Source organism: Algoriphagus sp. A40 (genome assembly GCF_002002735.1).
In the GTDB taxonomy this organism is placed as follows: domain Bacteria; phylum Bacteroidota; class Bacteroidia; order Cytophagales; family Cyclobacteriaceae; genus Algoriphagus.
Genome location: NZ_MUNY01000042.1, coordinates 276,955 through 294,066 on the forward strand (window position 1 = coordinate 276,955; position 17,112 = coordinate 294,066).

The following is a 17,112-nucleotide window of genomic DNA, read 5'->3' on the forward strand; positions in this document are numbered from 1 at the left end:
ATAAAGTTCCAAACACATCAAACCTAAGATTCCAATATTACAATAGAATGCGCCTTGACTTGAAAATGTGACTCGGTCACAACTGGTCCCTTGCCCCAATCAAAAATGTCCTCTGGGGAGACTCTGTTGGTATCCACCCAAAGTCTCCAGTTTTTCCCGATTTCCTTGCTTGTGGGCAATTCGAATTCAAGGGTCTCTGAATAGGCATTGATCATGATATGCATGGAAGTTTCCTGGCTGAATGATTCCACACTGAACGCAATTGAATGGGAATGATCCGACCAATCCGGTGCATTCAGTTTTATTCCATGGTAAGTGATCCGTCCTTTCTCCAACAACTCCTTTAGGCTCATTGCATTTTCGACTTGGCTTGATTCCCGACTGAGTCTTCGGGCAATAAGCATTTTGACGAATCGAAAAAGACCTTGATTTTCCTTGACTAAATCCCAATCAAACCAACTTAGCTCATTGTCTTGGCAATAGGGATTGTTGTTTCCCAATTGAGTCCGCTTGACTTCATCTCCCATCGAAATCATAGGTGACCCCACAGCCAAAAGCACCGTAGTGAAAAAATTCCGTATTTGCCGTTCTCTTAAGGCTATTATGCGTGGATCATGGGTTGGACCCTCCACCCCGCAGTTCCAGCTCAGGTTATCATTTGCACCATCCCTATTTTCCTCTCCGTTTAGTTGGTTCCGTTTTTGGCTATACGAAACCAAATCAGCGAGCGAAAATCCGTCATGGCAAGTCACAAAATTGACGCTTTGCTCTGGTTCTCTGTCCTGATGTCCATAGAGATCAGGGCTGCCAGTCATTCGACTGATGAATGGTTTGATCGTCCCCTTGTCACCTCTCATGAAACTCCTGACATCGTCCCTGAATTTCCCGTTCCACTCTTTCCAACTGTCTCCGACAAAGCTTCCTACCTGATAAAGCCCTGCTGCATCCCATGCCTCAGCAATGAGTTTGGTTCCTGCCAGAACCGGATCTGATTCGATATCCCAGAGGATAGGCGGATTTTCCAGCAAATGGCCTTTTCCGTCCCGGGACAAAATCGAGGCAAGGTCAAAACGGAATCCATCCACATGCATGTGTTTAACCCAAAAATGGAGGCTATCCAAAATCATTCTTCTAACCATCGGCTGATTGGCGTTCAGGATATTTCCACAGCCTGAATAATTTCTGTATTTGGATTTGTCTTCCTCAAGAGAATAATACATTCGGTTGTCTATTCCTTTGAATGAATAGGTCGGGCCGCCCTCGCCCCCTTCGGCGGTATGATTGAATACCACATCCAAAATCACCTCAATCCCGGCCCGATGAAGGGCCTTGACCAAGTCCCGAAATTCATCCAAAGCATGGACAGGATCCTGTTTGCTCGAAAACTCTTCGTGAACTGAAAAAAATGAAACAGGATTATACCCCCAATAATTGGTGCGACCATCATCAGTTTTTGGATCAAATTGAAATACTGGCATGAGTTCCACTGCCGTAATCCCCAATTCAAGCAGATATGGGATTTTCTCAATCATTCCGGCATAGGTTCCAAGCTTGGATTTGCTTACACCTGAATTGGGATTTTTGGTAAACCCAGACACATGCATTTCATAGATGATGGTTTGGGAAAATGGCCTGTAAAGTGGCAAATCTCCTTCCCAATCGTAAGCATGGAGATCCACGACCACACTTTTTGGACATTTTTCCGAAAAAGCCACCGCTTTCGAATAAGGATCAAGCAATACTTTGGACGAATCAAACCGGTGTCCTCTGTCAGGATCATAGGGTCCTCGCACCCGAAAGCCATACAATTGCCCGGCTTTGAGCTCAGGCACAAACACATGCCAATAATGGTAGGTTTTGTTTACCCGGGGATCCAATCGGATTACCGTTTCAGGTTCCTGGTCTTGCCTGGAATTAAAAAACAAAAGCTCCACTCCTTCCGCATGCTTAGAAAACAAGGTGAAGTTTACCCCTTGATCACTAAAGGTAGATCCTATGGGAAAACTCAAACCAGGAAGGATAGTGGTCATCTGCGGATTTTTCCAACTAAACTAGGTCCAATCGGCGGGATTTGTGCTGACAAAAGTCAGGAATATAAAAATGAAATAGTCCAGACCTCTTGCAGACTATCAATCAGTTGCGTTTTCCGGGATGATATCGTTCGGACACCTTCATTTCAACATCTTCTTTATAAAATGCCACTTCCTTGAAATTGGCATCGGCGTACCGCTGGGCCTGATCAAAGAAATGCGGGGATGCCGGATCGGCGCTTTGTCCGCCGGCAAGAATGGTTTTGGCTTTGACTTTTTCTCCAAACTCCACTAATGCCACAAAGCTGTTGCCGCGGTAGCCATAAAGCCGCTTGGTTCCCTCATAAGTTTGTGCGCCAAAGGCAGCCAATGCTCCCCAATTTCCAGAAGCCATACCAACTGGAATATATGGAGCGTTGTCATCGTATTTCAAATCGATCGCACCCGAAAGTCTCTGGAAGCGGTTGATTTCGCCCCAAGGAGTATTCCAAGTGCCAAAATCAGCATTCATCTGGGCAAGGGTACTTTCAAAAACCTCCAAAATCTCACCCTGTGTTGGGACTTTGGCATCAGGCATCGGATTGATGAAGCGGCCCATGCTTCGGAAGGTTCTTTGGTAATTTTCCCCGTAAAAGTGTGCTAAAGACATCGCCACCGATTCTTTGGAAGTTCGGTAATCCCAAGCTTTTAAGAGATCCAAAATTTCCTTGTGATCCGCTTTTTCACTTTTCTCCAAAGCTGAAATTAATTCCGGCATCAGGTATTCAAATGCCGGCAAATAAGGATCGTATGCCAGCTGAAGGAAGCTGTCCAGGTTCAGTTTTTCGACCTCTTTCAACACTTTCATGGCATGAATTCCCCGGAAGTTTTCCGTGTCAGGAGCCATGTATGCAGGGTAATTTTCTCTTTTCGGACTGAACTCAGCTGCTGCCGTGAAAGGTGTAGAATTACAGTTTTGGATCCAACCGTTCCCCGGATTGAGGATCAGAATACTTTCGTCCACAGTATGAAGTCCCAGCCAATCCGTGGCCGGATTGCTGCCGTCAACAGGCTTGGAAAAGTCAAACTCCGGATTTCGCTTTGGAATAAAATTGCCGTGGAAGTAGGCAATATTCCCCTCGGCATCCGCAAAAACTGTATTGTTGGAGGAGTTGGTGCGGATATTCATCATTTCCTTAAACTCCGCATAGTTGTTCATTTTGGTCCGGGTATAGCTTTGGGACAAAGCACTGACCGGATCCCAGTTGATTTTGGTGGCAACCCATTTTTGACCGGACTTGTGTGTAATCGGACCGTGATGAGTCCGGTAAAAACTAAACTCCTTTTCCTTCAACTGGTCGCCATCTTTGTACTTCAAGGTGACTTTTTGCTCCTCCACATCTCGCAATTCCTCGCCGTATTTGTATTGAATTTTGTTTTCTGACTCTTCGATTTCTTCTTCAAATTCATCCTTGAAATCCACAAAAGTAGAGGTGTGAATCCAACCGGTTTTCTCATTGAAACCCTGATAAACAAAGAATTGTCCCCAAGTCACGGCACCATAGACATTTAGTCCCTCCTCGCTAACTACATGCACTTCCGGACGAAAATAGAAGGAGGTATGGGGATTGATCAACAACATGGCATTGCCGGATTCGGATAAGCTAGGCGCAATAGCAATTCCGTTTGAACCCTGTGGCTCAGCCAAAATATCGGCTTCATTGAATGCCATCGCATCCTCATTTTCATAGAATGCTTTCAGCTTTTCGGTAGAAATGCTTTCGATATCTCCCCCGATTGACCCTTCGAAAAAGAACATCGGCATCCAGGGTTCATAGCGGGTAATAACCTGAGGATTTGCTTCCGGATGGGTATGAAGGTAATAATTGACCCCGTCGGCAAAAGCCACACAAAGCTCCTTGAGCCAGTCCGGAGCAGTTTCATAGGCGGCTTTCGCTTCTGCTTCAGTCATAAACAAATTGGCGCGAAGATCAGAATAAAGGGCGTCCTCACCTTCCAATTCGGCAAGTCTGCCGATCGCCCAGACGTAATTCCGCTCGACTCTCCGGAAATCATCCTCACATTGAGCGTAAAGCAGGCCAAAAACTGCATCTGCATCGGTTTTCCCATAGATATGCGGCACACCAAAATCATCCCTGAGGATTTCCACACGTGCTGCCTGCGCCTCCCAGCGGCTGAGTTCATCGGATGGGTTTTGGGTTTGACAGGAAAAAAAAGCGACAAAACTTACAAGGAGGGTAAATCTCTTAAGCATAGGATTTGGGTGAAGTTTGGATCGAAAGTAAGTGATTTAAGCAGCCCTACCAATGACGTATTTGATTTTAAGGTGGCCAAATTGTGTCAGTCCGAGCGGAGTCGAGGACCCTTCGACTCCGCTCAGGGTGACCACAATCCTGCTTTATGGCAAAATTACCGTCATTTCTCTTTTATAAATCCCGAATTTTTCCGACTCGCAAAGGCTTTGTTACCGATGGTCTTGGTATAGATTCGGTGAAAATTTCCGCTTCAATTCCTGGATCAATTCATCCGGTACAGCTTGACTTTCCTCATATCCTTTTGTTATTTTCTCAACTTGCTCAATCGAACTCGCGCCGATTACTAGCGAGCCAATTGCTTTTTCCATCAGACCATATCGTATCAAGACAGCTTCTGGACTAAACCCCAATCTGTGGATTTCAGCCTTGATCTCTGCAACTTTTTCTTTTGGAATATCCAAAAAACCAGTCAAAGGTTTGTCTAATAATATCCCCTTTGCTAATGCGCCTCGGACCAATACACGGGTTTCCGTTTTCTCCAATAGTGGAAAAACCTCCTCCTCAGGCCTGCGATCCAGCGGATTGTATTGCATCATAATCGTGGCGGGAGGATTCATCGCCATGACTTTTCGGATCACATTGGGTCGGATGGATGAAATTCCAAAAGCACAGATTTTCCCTTGTTCCTTCAATATCTCAAAAGCCTCAAGCGTATCTTGCCATGGATCATCCAGTGTACCGCCATGAAGCTGATACAGATCCAGGTAATCAGTCCGTAGCCGCTTTAAGCTTTCCTCAATGGCTTTTAAAATATAGGCCTTCCGGGGATTCCAAGACCAGGCAGTCCCGGAGGAATTCCATTGGTTTCCGACTTTGGTAGAAATTAAGACCTGTGATCGTTTTGCCTTTAATGCCCGGCCTAAATTATCTTCGCTTTTCCCTTTTTGGTACATGTCGGCTGTATCAAAAAATGTTATCCCAGAGTCCAAGGCTTTATGCAGGATTTTTTCAGCTTCAGAAAAATTCTCCGGCAGAGACATACAGCCTAAGGCAATTTCGGGCAATGGAAGTATTCCTGATCTTGAAAGTTCCGACATTGTTTTTTAGTTAAATTTTTTACTCCCTTGGCTTCAATTTGTTAATGAGTAGATCTTAACCCTTCTGCCTAATTTCGGTTTCAATTTTGAAATTCCGATAAGGTATTCCTGCTATTATCTCTATTTTTGGTTCGCCTAAAACCTATAACCATGAAAAAAATAGCCGTTTTTACTTCAGGAGGAGATTCCCCTGGAATGAACGCCTGTATCCGCGCGGTAGTCAGAACCGGAATATACAGAGGACTTGATGTATTTGGTATCAACAGAGGATACGAAGGGATGATCGAAGGTGACATCTATCAGATGCATTCACACTCAGTAAGTAACATTATCCAGCGAGGAGGCACAATGTTAAAGTCCGCCAGATCAATGGAGTTTAAAACTCCGGAAGGAAGGAAAACCGCCTATGAAAACCTCACCGCACTGGGAATTGAGGGACTGGTAGCCATCGGCGGAGACGGGACTTTTACGGGAGCTAAAGTGTTTTTCGAGGAATATGGTATTCCCACCGTTGGTTGTCCGGGTACTATTGACAATGATATTTACGGAACCGATTATACGATCGGATTTGACACAGCAGTGAATACAGCCTTGGAGGCAATCGATAAAATCAGGGATACTGCGGCTGCACATGATCGAATTTTCTTTGTAGAAGTAATGGGCCGGGATGCCGGTTTTATTGCCATAGAATCCGGGATCGGTGGAGGAGCCGAATTTGTCATGGTTCCCGAAACCCAAACTGATCTCAACACCGTAGTCGAATCACTGAACAGACACAGGGAAGGAATCAAATCATCCAGTATCATCGTAGTAGCCGAAGGGGATGATCTCGGCAATGCCGGACAAATCATGGCGATGGTCAAGGAGAAAATCGACAATCCGTCCAAGGAATTCAAATTCACTACTTTGGGACATATCCAACGTGGCGGTGCTCCTACTGCCCGTGACAGGGTATTGGGAAGCAGATGTGGGATGGGTGCCGTGGATGGGCTATTGGCGGGAAAAACAAACTGCATGTCTGGAGTGATGAACAATGAACTGGTATATACTCCATTTGCAGACTGCATCGGTAAAACCAAGTCCATTAACCCGGATCATCTTGCATTAATAGAAATTTTAAGTATTTGATATGGGATTTATTCCTCTGTTTTTGACAGTAGGCGGTGCTTGCCTGCTTTTTTTCCTGACTGTAAAAAATGCGATGCAGCGAAAGCTCAATTTCCAGCGTGATCTTTTTTCCAAACTTGGCTTGGATCATCCCGAACTCGGATTGATTCTGGGAGAAATAGCCGATCCGGAGGTTGTTTTGGAAAGGTTGAGAGAGTCGGAAAAGGAGAGAAAAATCTCCAAAAAAAGCTTTGAACTCATCCGTCAACTAAAAATCAACAAATACCAATACAACAACCTGATCAAAAAAGCGCCTTACAATTGGGTGGCAAAAATCAGTGGATTTCAGCCTATCTGAGTTTCAATCCAAGTCATGATTTCGTCCTGCTGATCGGGGTGAAACCACTTGATCTCCGAATCCCGACGAAACCAGGTTAATTGTCTCTTGGCATATCGTCGGGAATTTCTTTTCAAGAGCCTGATGGCTTCCTCTCTGTCGTATTTTCCTTCCAGGTATCCGAATATTTCGGAATAGCCGACCGTCTGCAAGGCATTAAGGTGCCTTTTCTCAAAAAGGGCATCGGCTTCGTCAAAAAGTCCCGCCTTTATCATTTGATCCATCCGCAAATCAATCCTTTGATAAAGCTCCACCCGGTCTCTTTCCAGCCCGATTTTGATGATGTTGAAAGGTCTTATTACTTTTTGCTTTACCCTAAAACTGCTGAATTTTAATCCTGTGCCCCGAAAAATCTCCAATGCGCGCATCAGCCGCTGCGGATTTTGTCTGTCCACCTGCTGGTAAAATTCCGGATCAACTTTTTCGATTTGGGACTGAAGCCATCCTAAACCTTTTTCTTCAAATTCTGAGATTATAGATTTCCGGATTTCCGGGTCCACATCCGGAATTTCGTCCAGACCTTTGGTGATTGCATCGGCATAAAGCCCAGAACCTCCTGTCATAATGGCTATGGAATTCTTCCTAAAAAGATCCCCCAGGATTTCGAGAGCATCATATTCGAATTTTCTCACATCATATTCATCCTCAATCGAAAGAGAATTGATTAGATGATGCGGCACTTGCTGAAGTTCTTCAGGAGTGGGTTTTGCCGTCCCTAAATTCATTTCCCGGTAAAATTGCCTGCTATCGCAGGAAACAATTTCGGTATTGAATTTTTTGGCTAGATTTAGACAAAGGCTAGTTTTGCCCACTGCGGTTGGGCCAACTATAAGAATTAGATTTTTTTTATCCGCCAAGAGTTTGAATTTTGAATGGGTCAAAAATCCAAAGGAAAGTCATGAAAAGCAAAACGGTATTAATCGTGGATGATAATGACCTGAACAGAAAGCTTTTTGAAAATCTGATCGGACAGCTGTTTTCATTTGAATCTGCCAAAAATGGAATTGAGGCAGTCGAGCTGGCAAAAAAGGGAAGTTTTGATCTAATTCTCATGGACATCCAGATGCCTCAGATGGACGGCATCACTGCCATGAAAAAAATCAGGCAAGAAGGCTTATCGAATTGTCCCATTTTGGCAGTGACGGCTTATGCTGAAGAATCAGACAGAACCAGCTTTTTGGAACAGGGATTTGATGATTTTATCACCAAGCCGATCCGGCCCAAAGAATTTATTCTGCTTATCCAGGATTATCTGAAAGGGCAAACAGGTAAATCCAAATCTCAAAAGAAGCATCAAATTGAAATTTCAATATTGGACAAGGGAATTCTTGGGCAGTTGCTCAAATACAATTCCAAGGCTGCGATCCAAAAAGTATTCAAGGATTTACTTTTGGAATGTAAGGAAACAGAATCCCTTATTGAAAATTACCAATCGGATAACAACTTCTCAGATCTTATAGACAAGATCCACACGCTGAAAGGAAATTCTGGGACTTTGGGTGCGATGAGCATTTTTTACGCTGCTATGAAAGCAGAAGAATTTGCCAGAAAAGGAAATAATCCCGAATTCGATCTGGAAATAAAAAATTTAAAAAATCAAATAGGGCAATTCCGTAATTATCTAAACCAAGAACCTATTTTTGACAAATGAGTGAATCAAAGAAAATCCTTGTTGGAGAGGACAGTTCCATTATCATCAACCTGACCAAAAACGTACTGGCTTTTGACAATTTTCAGATGAAAGCCGCCCGCAATGGGAAACAAGTCCTTGAGCTTTTGGAAAAAGAAGAATTTGACTTGATACTGATGGACATCAGTATGCCAGTCATGGATGGAGTGGAATGCACCCGGCAGATCAGGGCACTTGCTGATCAAACCAAAAGTAAACTTCCGATCATTGCAATCAGCGGAAACATCCACAATTATACCCCGGAGGAATTCCGCAGACTTGGTTTTGATGATTTTCTCCAAAAGCCGCTTAACTATGACAAGGTACTGGCTACAGTCAAAAAATTCCTGAGCTGATGGGGATCAAGTACACCAAGCATTTTTTGGACAAAATGGAGAACCTTTTTGCAGCCTCTGAATATATTTTGAGGTACGAAAAGGGCAATTTCAAGTCTGGCTACTGTGTACTTAAAGACACCAAAATCGTCATTGTCAACAAATATTTTCCACTGGAAGGAAAAATCAATGCGCTGATTGACATCGTCAATGAACTGAATTTTGACACGAAGGATTTCAAGGGAAAAACCAACCAGGATTTTCTGAACGAACTCCGACAAACTTCGCTGAAATTTTGAAAGTCAATTTTCTTGGAACCGGCACCTCTCAGGGTGTTCCTGTGATCGGATGTGAATGCAATGTTTGCAAATCACTGGATTTTAGGGACAAAAGATTTCGAACTTCCATTTATGTGGAAGCCAAAGGGGTCTCACTGGTCGTGGATACCGGGCCGGACTTTAGAATGCAAATGCTCCGTTCAGGAATAAAAAAACTTGATGCCGTCCTTTTTACCCACGAGCACAAAGACCACACTGCAGGGCTGGATGATATCCGACCCTTCAATTTTTCCCAAAAAATGGACATGCCGGTTTTTGCCAGGAGGCATGTATTGGACCAGATCAATCGTGAATATTCCTATATCTTCAGCGACAAAAAATATCCCGGAGTTCCGCAGGTAGAATCCATCGAAATTTCCGAAAACGCATTCCATGTCAATGGCCTGGTAGTGACTCCGATTCCGGTTTTACACTACAAATTACCGGTTTTGGGGTTTCGATTCGGAGACTTCAGCTACATCACCGATGCCAACTTCATTCCAGATAATTCCATGAAACTGCTGGAAGGCACTGAAGTTCTTGTTCTAAACGCCTTACAGATCGATCCGCATATTTCTCATTTCACCTTGGATGAAGCCGTTCAAATGGCCAGAAAAATCGGAGCCAAACAAACCTATTTCACCCATATTTCCCATCGGCTGGGACTCCATGACCAAATCGACAAAGGGCTCCCCGAGGGAATCGCCTTGGCCTACGATGGACTGGAGTTAACTTTGGATTGATGAACCTCAATTACCATTTCCTAAAGTACCTGGCCCCAGCCCTGAATTCGGAATTTTCAGGAAGTCAAATCCACGCCTGCTTTTCTCAAAGTAAGGACGAATTAATCTTTGAGACTGAAGGAGAAAATGGGATACGTTTTATTCGGGCTCATTTGCTTCCACCGCAGATATATCTCAGTTTTCCCGAGCAATTTCATCGGGCCAAGCGAAACAGCATCGATTTATTCCAAGAGTTGATCGGAGACACTATTGAGAAATGCAGCGTTTTCAGCTTTGAGAGGGCATTTTATTTTGACTTAGGTTCTGGAAAAAAGTTGGTTTTTAAGCTTCACGGCAATCGGAGCAATGTCCTTTTGTATCAAAAGGACGATAAAAACCCTTCCCTTCTTTTCCGGAATGAAATCCGGGAAGACAAAGAATTGGATTGGAAAACCCTGGAAAATCCTCTCGATCTTGGCAAAGAAAGGTTTTGGCAATTGGAGGGAAATGCTTCATTATTTCTTCCCACACTTGGTACTCTTCCCCGTGCATGGTTGAAAGAGAGAGGATATCCGGAATCTGAAATTGAACAAAAATGGGCTTTAATGCTTGATTTGCTCGATATCCTGGACACTCCCCTTTTTGCTTTAACAGAAAAGCAGGGCGAGGTACATCTGAGTCTTTTGCCGGAATCTAATCCAATCAAGACCCTTTCTGATCCGATCACAGCCAGCAACGAGTTGTTCTATTTGGCTTTGGTCAAGGGAAACTTTGATAAGGAAAAAAACTCCCTGCTCAAAAGCTATCAGGATCAGCTGAAAAAGACAGAATCTTACATTCTGAAGTCCACTTCAAAACTTGAAGAACTTAAAAATTCCGCATCTCCAAGCCAGCTTGCAGATGTGATCATGGCCAATCTTCATGAATTTCAAAATGGCAAATCAGTGGCTGAGCTCTTGGATTTTTATACCGGAAACCAGGTAAAAGTAACTTTGAAACCCAATCAAAAGCCCCAACTTCTTGCCGAATCCCTTTACCGGAAATCCAAAAACCGTCAAATCGAACTGGATCAGATCGAAAAAACCATCGCATCCAAAGTCAATCTGAGGGCTGAATTGGAGCAAAAAATTCAATCCATACTGGCCATTTCCGACTTTAAAGGACTCAAAATTTATCAGAAAACCCACAAAGAAGACAAAGCCATCACCAAAGAAGTCACCGGATTGCCGTTCAAAGTTTTCGAATTTGAAGGATACACGATTTGGGTTGGTAAGTCTGCCAAAGACAACGATGAAATGCTCAGAGGCTTTATCCATAAGGATGACCTTTGGCTTCACGCCCGGCAAGTTCCGGGATCTCATGTGGTGGTGAGAATGAAAGGGATGGCTGTTTTACCAAATACTGTTTTGGAACGGGCAGCAGGTTTGGCTGCTTTTTATTCCAAATTCAAAACTGAAACCCTTGCTCCCGTGATTTACACAGAAGCCAAATTTGTACGGAAAGTCAAAGGTTCGGCTCCTGGCTCGGTCATGGTAGATCGGGAAAAAGTGGTCATGGTGCCTCCAGTCGGCCCAGATGAGGAAACTTCTGCCAGAAAATTATAGGCTTCTTGCTGGCCGAGGATTACCCGCATTCTAAAAGCCACTCAAATGAGCTGAGTCATTTGGCTAAAGTCATGAAAACAATCATTGTTCAAAGACAAAATCAAAAGTATAAATACGGGAATTCAAAAGACTAGCTAAAAAAGAGAAAGACTGACTCAAGAGATGAATCAGTCTTTCCCAATTGTCTTGAGTGAAAACCTGCTACAAAGTCGGTAGCAAAACTCCGTCTATCACGTGAACCACACCGTTGTCAACAGCGACGTCTGCAGCTACGACTCGGTAAACATTTCCAGCCGAGTCTCTCACAGTAACTTCATTGCCTGACTTAGTTACGGTCAAATTTTCCCCAGCTAAGGTCGGAACGGGCTGACTTCCCTCTTTCAGATCAAAAGAAAAAGCGACTGCTGGAACGACATGAAAGCCGAGAACTTTCTGAACTCCATTTACTCCGATAGCACCTACCAAATCTTGTAAGGAGTTCAGTTTAAGTTTTGCCAAAAGCGCTGTAAAGGCAGTATTGGTTGGGGCAAAAACGGTGATTTCGTTGGCGTTTATAAGCGTTGGACCAACACCAGCAGCATTCACAGCATCCAAAAGCACGGTCAGATTCGCCGCAGAAGCAGCTTCTACGATGTTTGGCAAATTCAGCTCTGGAAGAAGAACTCCATCGATTACGTGAACCACCCCGTTGTCAATTGCCACATCTGCAGCTATGACGTTTACCGTATTTCCTATTGCATCTGTCACGGTGACCGTGGAACCATTCACCTTAACCGTTAAGTCTTGCCCAGCCAGCGTGGTAAATGTATTGGTTGCCGAGAGATCTTTTGAAAAAGCTACTGCAGGAACTACGTGAAATCCGAGCACGGACTGCAGGTTTTCTTCCCCTCCGATCTTGGTTACAAGTTGATCGAGATTCGCTGCGCCAAAAGCACTCAAGGCAGCAGCAAAAGCCTCATTGGAAGGAGCGAAAACCGTAATCGCTGTTTCGGACTGAAGTACGTCCAGCAGGCCGGGAACAGCATCCACTGCACTAATTAGTGTGGTCAAACCCGCATCGGTAGCCGCTTCCGCCAACGTTGGGTTCTCTACAGGCTGCTCGTCTGAATCATCGCATGAAACAAATGCGAAAAGCACAAAAAGGGTAAGTAGGAGTTTTGGGAACTTTATCATTTGTAGTAGTAATTTGTTTAACATTTAAATCTTTTTGTTAAACATTTTGTTTTGATAAATACAAAAAAAAATGGTGAGCACTTCTGCCCACCATTCTAATTTCTCGCAATTCCTTCCCTGTTACTCTACCACGTGTATTTTCAGCATGTTTGTTCTGCCTTTTTCCTTGAGCGGCATGCTGGCGGTATTGATGATGATGTCACCGGACTGCACATGACCGTCGTTTTTCAGCGTCTTTTCAATATCCTCGAAAGTGGCATCGGTTGATACTTGGCTGCTGTAATGATAGGCTCTTACACCCCAAACCAAAGACATTTGGGAAAGTAGTTTTTCATTTCTGGTGAAAATAAAAATATCTGCCAAAGGACGATGAGATGCCAATCTGAATCCAGTAAATCCAGAAGAGGTTATACCTACTATTGCTTTTGCTTTTACATTTCGGGAAAGTCTGGCAGCCATCAAGATCAGGTTGTCACTTAGGAAAGTAACGTCGTCTTCGGGGATTTTATAAAGGTTGTGGTAAATCTCCGCGTTATTCTCAAGGTAGGTGATGATGCTGGTCATCGCTTTCACTGCATTCACAGGATATTTTCCGGAAGCAGTCTCAGCAGATAGCATCACAGCATCCGCTCCGTCCAAGACAGCATTGGCGACGTCATTGGTCTCTGCTCTTGTTGGACGGGGATTTTGAATCATGCTTTCCATCATCTGCGTGGCGATGATTACAGGCTTGCAGGCAAGCTTGCATTTTTCCACCATCTTTTTCTGCCAAAGAGGAACAATTTCCATCGGAACTTCCACCCCCAAGTCACCCCTTGCAACCATGATAGCATCAGTGGCTTCGATGATGGAATCAATGTTTTCAAGTGCTTCCGGCTTTTCAATTTTCGCAACGATTTTGCACTCTTTACCCGCAGCAGTTATTCGTTCTCTGAGGTCAATAATATCCTCGGCCGACCTTACAAAAGACAAGGCGATCCAATCCACATCCTGCTCCAATCCAAACTTTAGATCTTGAATATCTTTCTCGGTAAGTGAAGGGGCTGAAACCTTGGTATTTGGAAGATTGATACCTTTTCTTGACTTCAGGATTCCACCGTGGATTACTGTTGCGTTGACATTTTTTCCGTCAGTGCTGTTGACAACCACCTCAAGGTTACCATCATCGATCAAAATTCTATCTCCCGGAACAACGTCCTGAGGAAGATTCTGATAGACAGTGCTTACCAAAGAAGCAGTACCTATTACAGGGTCATTGGTGATGGTGATTTTCTCACCCGGCTTAATCTCCACTCCGTTGTTTTCAACTTCGCCCACGCGAATTTTTGGTCCTTGAAGGTCCTGGAGAATACCCAGGTGGCAATTAAGTTCTTTGTTTACTCTTCGGATGATTTCAATTACCTCCTGGTGTACCTCATGACTACCATGAGAAAAATTCAGTCGGAATACATTAGCACCGGCAGCTGCCAGGCTTTTGATCATTTCGTAATTGTTTGAGGCGGGGCCTATTGTAGCCAGAATTTTTGTTTTCTTAAAAGGCAGGTGGCTCATTGGGTCTTTAATAAGTTAATAGGTTTTCTTTCGATTTTATTTTTGAAACATCCAACCGCACAACGCTTTGAATGAAGGGGTTTTTTGAGAGGTGATCCACAAATGTAGTAATACTGAGTTGTTGTGTTTGGTCTTGCACTAAAAGAAAGTAGTCCAAATTTCGCAATTCCGGGATCAAATATGCCAATTGCTGAGAAGTATTGAGTGCTTTATTTTTCAAAAGTTGGATATATCCATGGGGTAAAGGAAGGAAAAACTGGGAAATTTCCAGCCTAAGTGAGGAGAGAAATTCGATTTGGATATCCTCCGATCGGACCAATTCCAAGTCTAAGTCCCTATTGATCAACCAAGCCATTTTATAGTCTTTAACAGGCGAAACAAGCCCTATAAGCTCAAAATCAAATGTAGGTTCTATAAATAATTTGGTCTTCTTCATGAAGGAAGAATGGGGATGGCAACAAAGTTAGAAATTAAAATTGAGCAGGACGAACGGACAATTTGCATAAAAATTTACTTCGGTCATTTCTTTGCCAATTAGGTTTTAAATATATTTCTTTGCGGAGTGTTATTAACTAAACTGATCACAAAATGTCTGAAATTGCACAAAAAGTAAAGGCCATCATTGTTGACAAACTGGGCGTAGAAGAGTCTGAAGTGACTATGGAAGCAAGCTTCACCAATGACCTTGGTGCTGACTCTCTGGACACTGTGGAATTGATTATGGAATTCGAAAAAGAATTCAACATCTCTATTCCAGACGACCAGGCCGAGCAAATCGGTACTGTTGGCCAGGCTATCACATACCTTGAGGCAAACGTAAAATAAGAACTACTAAATTCATTGTATGAATTTAAAAAGAGTTGTTGTAACGGGTTTAGGTGCCCTCACACCCATAGGAAACACCACAGAAGAATTCTGGAAGGGGTTGATTAATGGTGTGAGTGGCGCTGCGCCTATCACCCGCTTCGACGCTTCACTTTTCAAGACCCAATTTGCCTGCGAAGTCAAAAATCTCGACCTCGACCAATTTATTGAAAGGAAAGAGGCAAGAAAAATGGATGCATTCACCCAATATGCAATGATCACAGCCGATGAGGCCATCATTGACTCAGGGTTGGATCTTGAATCCATTGATAAATCCAGGGCAGGTGTCATCTGGGGATCCGGGATCGGAGGACTTAGAACCTTTCAGGAAGAAGTTACCGATTTTGCAAAAGGTGACGGTACCCCTCGCTTCAATCCATTCTTTATTCCTAAAATGATCGCGGATATTTCCGCAGGATTTATTTCCATCAAATACGGATTCAGAGGACCAAACTTTGTCACTGTTTCTGCCTGTGCATCTGCTACAAATGCATTGATAGATGCATTCAATTACATACGTCTTGGCAAAGCTGATGTCTTTATCAGCGGTGGTTCCGAAGCAGCGGTTTCTGAAGCTGGCATTGGAGGCTTCAACGCAATGAAGGCACTTTCTCAGCGAAATGATTCTCCTCAGACAGCTTCCAGACCTTTTGACAAAGAAAGAGACGGTTTTGTATTGGGTGAAGGTGCGGGAGCTTTGATCCTTGAAGAATTGGAGCATGCTAAAGCAAGAGGTGCCAAAATCTATGCTGAAATCGTAGGTGGTGGTATGACGGCTGATGCTTACCATATAACTGCCCCACATCCAGAGGGATTGGGAGCAAGCAGTGTGATGAAAATAACACTTGAGGATGCGGGGTTGAAACCTGAGGCAATTGATTATATCAATGTACATGGAACCTCTACGCCACTTGGTGATGTAGGTGAAACAAAAGCGATTCAAAAAGTATTCGGCGAGCACGCTTATAAGCTCAACATCAGCAGTACCAAGTCAATGACCGGACATTTGTTGGGAGCAGCAGGAGCTGTGGAAGCTATTGCTTCGATCCTGGCCATCAACAACAGCATTGTACCTCCTACGATCAACCACTTCACAGACGATGAGGCTTTTGATCCGGGACTCAATTTGACGTTTAATAAAGCGCAGGCGAGAGAGATCAATTATGCGCTTAGCAATACCTTTGGATTTGGTGGGCACAATTGCTCTGTCATTTTCAAAAAATATAACTGAACAGAGTGAAACTCTTCCAGAGACTCGGAATCCACACTCTTTTCTTTAGCTCAAAAGACAGAAGGCTTGCATCCTCGATCAAAATGATCATTGGGCGCAAGCCTTTAAATTTATCGCTCTATCGACTGGCGCTCACACCTTCCGGTCTTGGAGAAGAAACCTCGAACGGTTTTAGAATTTCAAATGAGCGATTGGAATTTTTGGGAGATGCAGTACTAGGTTCTGTCATTGCCGAACATTTATTTAAAAAATTCCCCTACCGAGACGAAGGATTTCTGACTGAGACCCGGTCCAAACTTGTAAACAGGGAAACTCTGAATGAAATTGGAATCAAAATCGGGCTGAAAAACACGCTCGAACAAGTTGTCAGCAGCCGACAGTTTATCGGCAACAAATCTCTTTTTGGAGATATCCTAGAGGCATTTGTCGGAGCGGTTTATCTGGACCGGGGGTATGAATTCACTCAAAAACTCATCCTACAACGAATTCTCTTACACATGGATTTAGATAGTATGATAAGTACTGTAACCAATTATAAGAGTAAGATTATCGAATGGTCGCAAAAAGAAACCAAGGCTGTTGAATACAAAATCCTTAAAATCACAGGAAACCAACGATTTAAGGAATTTGTTGTCGAGCTGTGTATCAATGGTGAATCAATAGCCCAAGGAAAAGGCGGCACCAAAAAGAAGGCTGAACAAGAAGCTTCAAAAAACGCCTGCGAAATCCTTAACATTGCCGTTTAGAAGTTAATTTTTGC

17 protein-coding genes are annotated in these 17,112 nt (G+C 43.6%); 10 read left to right on the forward strand and 7 right to left on the reverse strand.

Annotated features, from left to right (window positions below):
- Positions 1-23: 23 nt before the first annotated feature.
- The 3 genes from B0E43_RS27530 to B0E43_RS27540 all read right to left on the reverse strand — a co-directional run bounded on the left by B0E43_RS27530 (position 24) and on the right by B0E43_RS27540 (position 5,382).
- Positions 24-2,030 (reverse strand): glycogen-debranching protein, encoded by a 2,007-nt coding sequence (locus B0E43_RS27530; protein ID WP_077347798.1) that lies wholly within the window; start codon positions 2,028-2,030, stop codon positions 24-26.
- 103 nt (positions 2,031-2,133) lie between these two features.
- A complete protein-coding gene (locus B0E43_RS27535) occupies positions 2,134-4,284 on the reverse strand; it encodes an acylase (RefSeq protein ID WP_077347800.1) in 2,151 nt (716 codons plus the stop codon).
- A gap of 210 nt (positions 4,285-4,494) precedes the next feature.
- Entirely contained in the window at positions 4,495-5,382 is an 888-nt protein-coding gene (locus B0E43_RS27540; RefSeq protein ID WP_077347802.1) for an aldo/keto reductase, read from the reverse strand.
- 150 nt (positions 5,383-5,532) lie between these two features.
- On the opposite strand from B0E43_RS27540, the gene pfkA reads away from it, so the two are divergent.
- Both pfkA and B0E43_RS27550 read left to right on the forward strand, forming a co-directional pair.
- Positions 5,533-6,510, forward strand: coding sequence for a 6-phosphofructokinase (pfkA, locus tag B0E43_RS27545; protein WP_077347804.1), 978 nt, complete (start codon positions 5,533-5,535; stop codon positions 6,508-6,510).
- Between the two features lies 1 nt (position 6,511).
- Positions 6,512-6,847: a hypothetical protein gene (locus B0E43_RS27550; RefSeq protein ID WP_077347805.1), complete on the forward strand. Its 336-nt coding sequence runs from the start codon at positions 6,512-6,514 to the stop codon at positions 6,845-6,847.
- Here the strand turns inward: B0E43_RS27550 and miaA are convergent.
- Positions 6,835-7,743, reverse strand: a complete 909-nt coding sequence (miaA, locus tag B0E43_RS27555; RefSeq protein ID WP_077347924.1) for a tRNA (adenosine(37)-N6)-dimethylallyltransferase MiaA — start codon at positions 7,741-7,743, stop codon at positions 6,835-6,837. The two genes, B0E43_RS27550 and miaA, sit on opposite strands and share 13 nt — an antisense overlap.
- 41 nt (positions 7,744-7,784) lie before the next feature.
- Here miaA and B0E43_RS27560 point away from each other — a divergent pair, with 41 nt between their 5' ends.
- The 5 genes from B0E43_RS27560 to B0E43_RS27580 are packed head-to-tail and all read left to right on the forward strand — an operon-like array spanning position 7,785 to position 11,533.
- On the forward strand, positions 7,785-8,537 hold the full coding sequence (locus B0E43_RS27560; protein ID WP_077347807.1) for a response regulator: 753 nt from the start codon (positions 7,785-7,787) through the stop codon (positions 8,535-8,537).
- Positions 8,534-8,911 (forward strand): response regulator, encoded by a 378-nt coding sequence (locus B0E43_RS27565; protein ID WP_077347809.1) that lies wholly within the window; start codon positions 8,534-8,536, stop codon positions 8,909-8,911. The genes B0E43_RS27560 and B0E43_RS27565 overlap by 4 nt, the downstream gene beginning before the upstream one ends.
- A complete protein-coding gene (locus B0E43_RS27570; protein WP_077347811.1) occupies positions 8,911-9,189 on the forward strand; it encodes a hypothetical protein in 279 nt (92 codons plus the stop codon). Before B0E43_RS27565 ends, B0E43_RS27570 begins: the two co-directional genes overlap by 1 nt.
- Positions 9,186-9,950: an MBL fold metallo-hydrolase gene (locus B0E43_RS27575; RefSeq protein ID WP_077347813.1), complete on the forward strand. Its 765-nt coding sequence runs from the start codon at positions 9,186-9,188 to the stop codon at positions 9,948-9,950. The genes B0E43_RS27570 and B0E43_RS27575 overlap by 4 nt, the downstream gene beginning before the upstream one ends.
- Positions 9,950-11,533: an NFACT RNA binding domain-containing protein gene (locus B0E43_RS27580; protein ID WP_077347815.1), complete on the forward strand. Its 1,584-nt coding sequence runs from the start codon at positions 9,950-9,952 to the stop codon at positions 11,531-11,533. Before B0E43_RS27575 ends, B0E43_RS27580 begins: the two co-directional genes overlap by 1 nt.
- A 201-nt stretch (positions 11,534-11,734) precedes the next feature.
- On the opposite strand, the gene B0E43_RS27585 is transcribed toward B0E43_RS27580, so the two are convergent.
- The 3 genes from B0E43_RS27585 to B0E43_RS27595 all read right to left on the reverse strand — a co-directional run bounded on the left by B0E43_RS27585 (position 11,735) and on the right by B0E43_RS27595 (position 14,693).
- Complete coding sequence (locus B0E43_RS27585; protein WP_254423372.1) at positions 11,735-12,706, reverse strand: fasciclin domain-containing protein; 972 nt, start codon at positions 12,704-12,706, stop codon at positions 11,735-11,737.
- 120 nt (positions 12,707-12,826) lie between these two features.
- Positions 12,827-14,257 (reverse strand): pyruvate kinase, encoded by a 1,431-nt coding sequence (pyk, locus tag B0E43_RS27590; RefSeq protein WP_077347819.1) that lies wholly within the window; start codon positions 14,255-14,257, stop codon positions 12,827-12,829.
- Positions 14,258-14,264: 7 nt separating this feature from the next.
- Positions 14,265-14,693: an IPExxxVDY family protein gene (locus tag B0E43_RS27595; protein ID WP_077347821.1), complete on the reverse strand. Its 429-nt coding sequence runs from the start codon at positions 14,691-14,693 to the stop codon at positions 14,265-14,267.
- A 152-nt stretch (positions 14,694-14,845) separates the two neighbouring features.
- On the opposite strand from B0E43_RS27595, the gene B0E43_RS27600 reads away from it, so the two are divergent.
- Genes B0E43_RS27600 through rnc form a run of 3 tightly spaced genes read left to right on the forward strand, consistent with a single transcriptional unit; the run spans position 14,846 to position 17,098 of the window.
- On the forward strand, positions 14,846-15,082 hold the full coding sequence (locus tag B0E43_RS27600; RefSeq protein WP_026950184.1) for an acyl carrier protein: 237 nt from the start codon (positions 14,846-14,848) through the stop codon (positions 15,080-15,082).
- A gap of 19 nt (positions 15,083-15,101) precedes the next feature.
- Positions 15,102-16,352: a beta-ketoacyl-ACP synthase II gene (fabF, locus tag B0E43_RS27605; protein WP_077347823.1), complete on the forward strand. Its 1,251-nt coding sequence runs from the start codon at positions 15,102-15,104 to the stop codon at positions 16,350-16,352.
- Positions 16,353-16,357: 5 nt separating this feature from the next.
- On the forward strand, positions 16,358-17,098 hold the full coding sequence (gene rnc / locus B0E43_RS27610) for a ribonuclease III (RefSeq protein ID WP_254423373.1): 741 nt from the start codon (positions 16,358-16,360) through the stop codon (positions 17,096-17,098).
- Positions 17,099-17,112 lie beyond the last annotated feature (14 nt).

What these genes read in the sequence shown, in the direction of transcription:
- B0E43_RS27550 (WP_077347805.1), top strand. Translation starts at nt 6,512, where the DNA reads ATGGGATTTATTCCTCTGTTTTTGACAGTAGGCGGTGCTTGCCTGCTT.
- B0E43_RS27600 (WP_026950184.1), top strand. Translation starts at nt 14,846, where the DNA reads ATGTCTGAAATTGCACAAAAAGTAAAGGCCATCATTGTTGACAAACTG.
- B0E43_RS27530 (WP_077347798.1), bottom strand. Translation starts at nt 2,030, where the DNA reads ATGACCACTATCCTTCCTGGTTTGAGTTTTCCCATAGGATCTACCTTT.
- B0E43_RS27560 (WP_077347807.1), top strand. Translation starts at nt 7,785, where the DNA reads ATGAAAAGCAAAACGGTATTAATCGTGGATGATAATGACCTGAACAGA.
- pyk (WP_077347819.1), bottom strand. Translation starts at nt 14,257, where the DNA reads ATGAGCCACCTGCCTTTTAAGAAAACAAAAATTCTGGCTACAATAGGC.
- B0E43_RS27595 (WP_077347821.1), bottom strand. Translation starts at nt 14,693, where the DNA reads ATGAAGAAGACCAAATTATTTATAGAACCTACATTTGATTTTGAGCTT.
- B0E43_RS27565 (WP_077347809.1), top strand. Translation starts at nt 8,534, where the DNA reads ATGAGTGAATCAAAGAAAATCCTTGTTGGAGAGGACAGTTCCATTATC.
- B0E43_RS27580 (WP_077347815.1), top strand. Translation starts at nt 9,950, where the DNA reads ATGAACCTCAATTACCATTTCCTAAAGTACCTGGCCCCAGCCCTGAAT.
- pfkA (WP_077347804.1), top strand. Translation starts at nt 5,533, where the DNA reads ATGAAAAAAATAGCCGTTTTTACTTCAGGAGGAGATTCCCCTGGAATG.
- B0E43_RS27570 (WP_077347811.1), top strand. Translation starts at nt 8,911, where the DNA reads ATGGGGATCAAGTACACCAAGCATTTTTTGGACAAAATGGAGAACCTT.
- fabF (WP_077347823.1), top strand. Translation starts at nt 15,102, where the DNA reads ATGAATTTAAAAAGAGTTGTTGTAACGGGTTTAGGTGCCCTCACACCC.
- B0E43_RS27535 (WP_077347800.1), bottom strand. Translation starts at nt 4,284, where the DNA reads ATGCTTAAGAGATTTACCCTCCTTGTAAGTTTTGTCGCTTTTTTTTCC.
- B0E43_RS27540 (WP_077347802.1), bottom strand. Translation starts at nt 5,382, where the DNA reads ATGTCGGAACTTTCAAGATCAGGAATACTTCCATTGCCCGAAATTGCC.
- B0E43_RS27585 (WP_254423372.1), bottom strand. Translation starts at nt 12,706, where the DNA reads ATGATAAAGTTCCCAAAACTCCTACTTACCCTTTTTGTGCTTTTCGCA.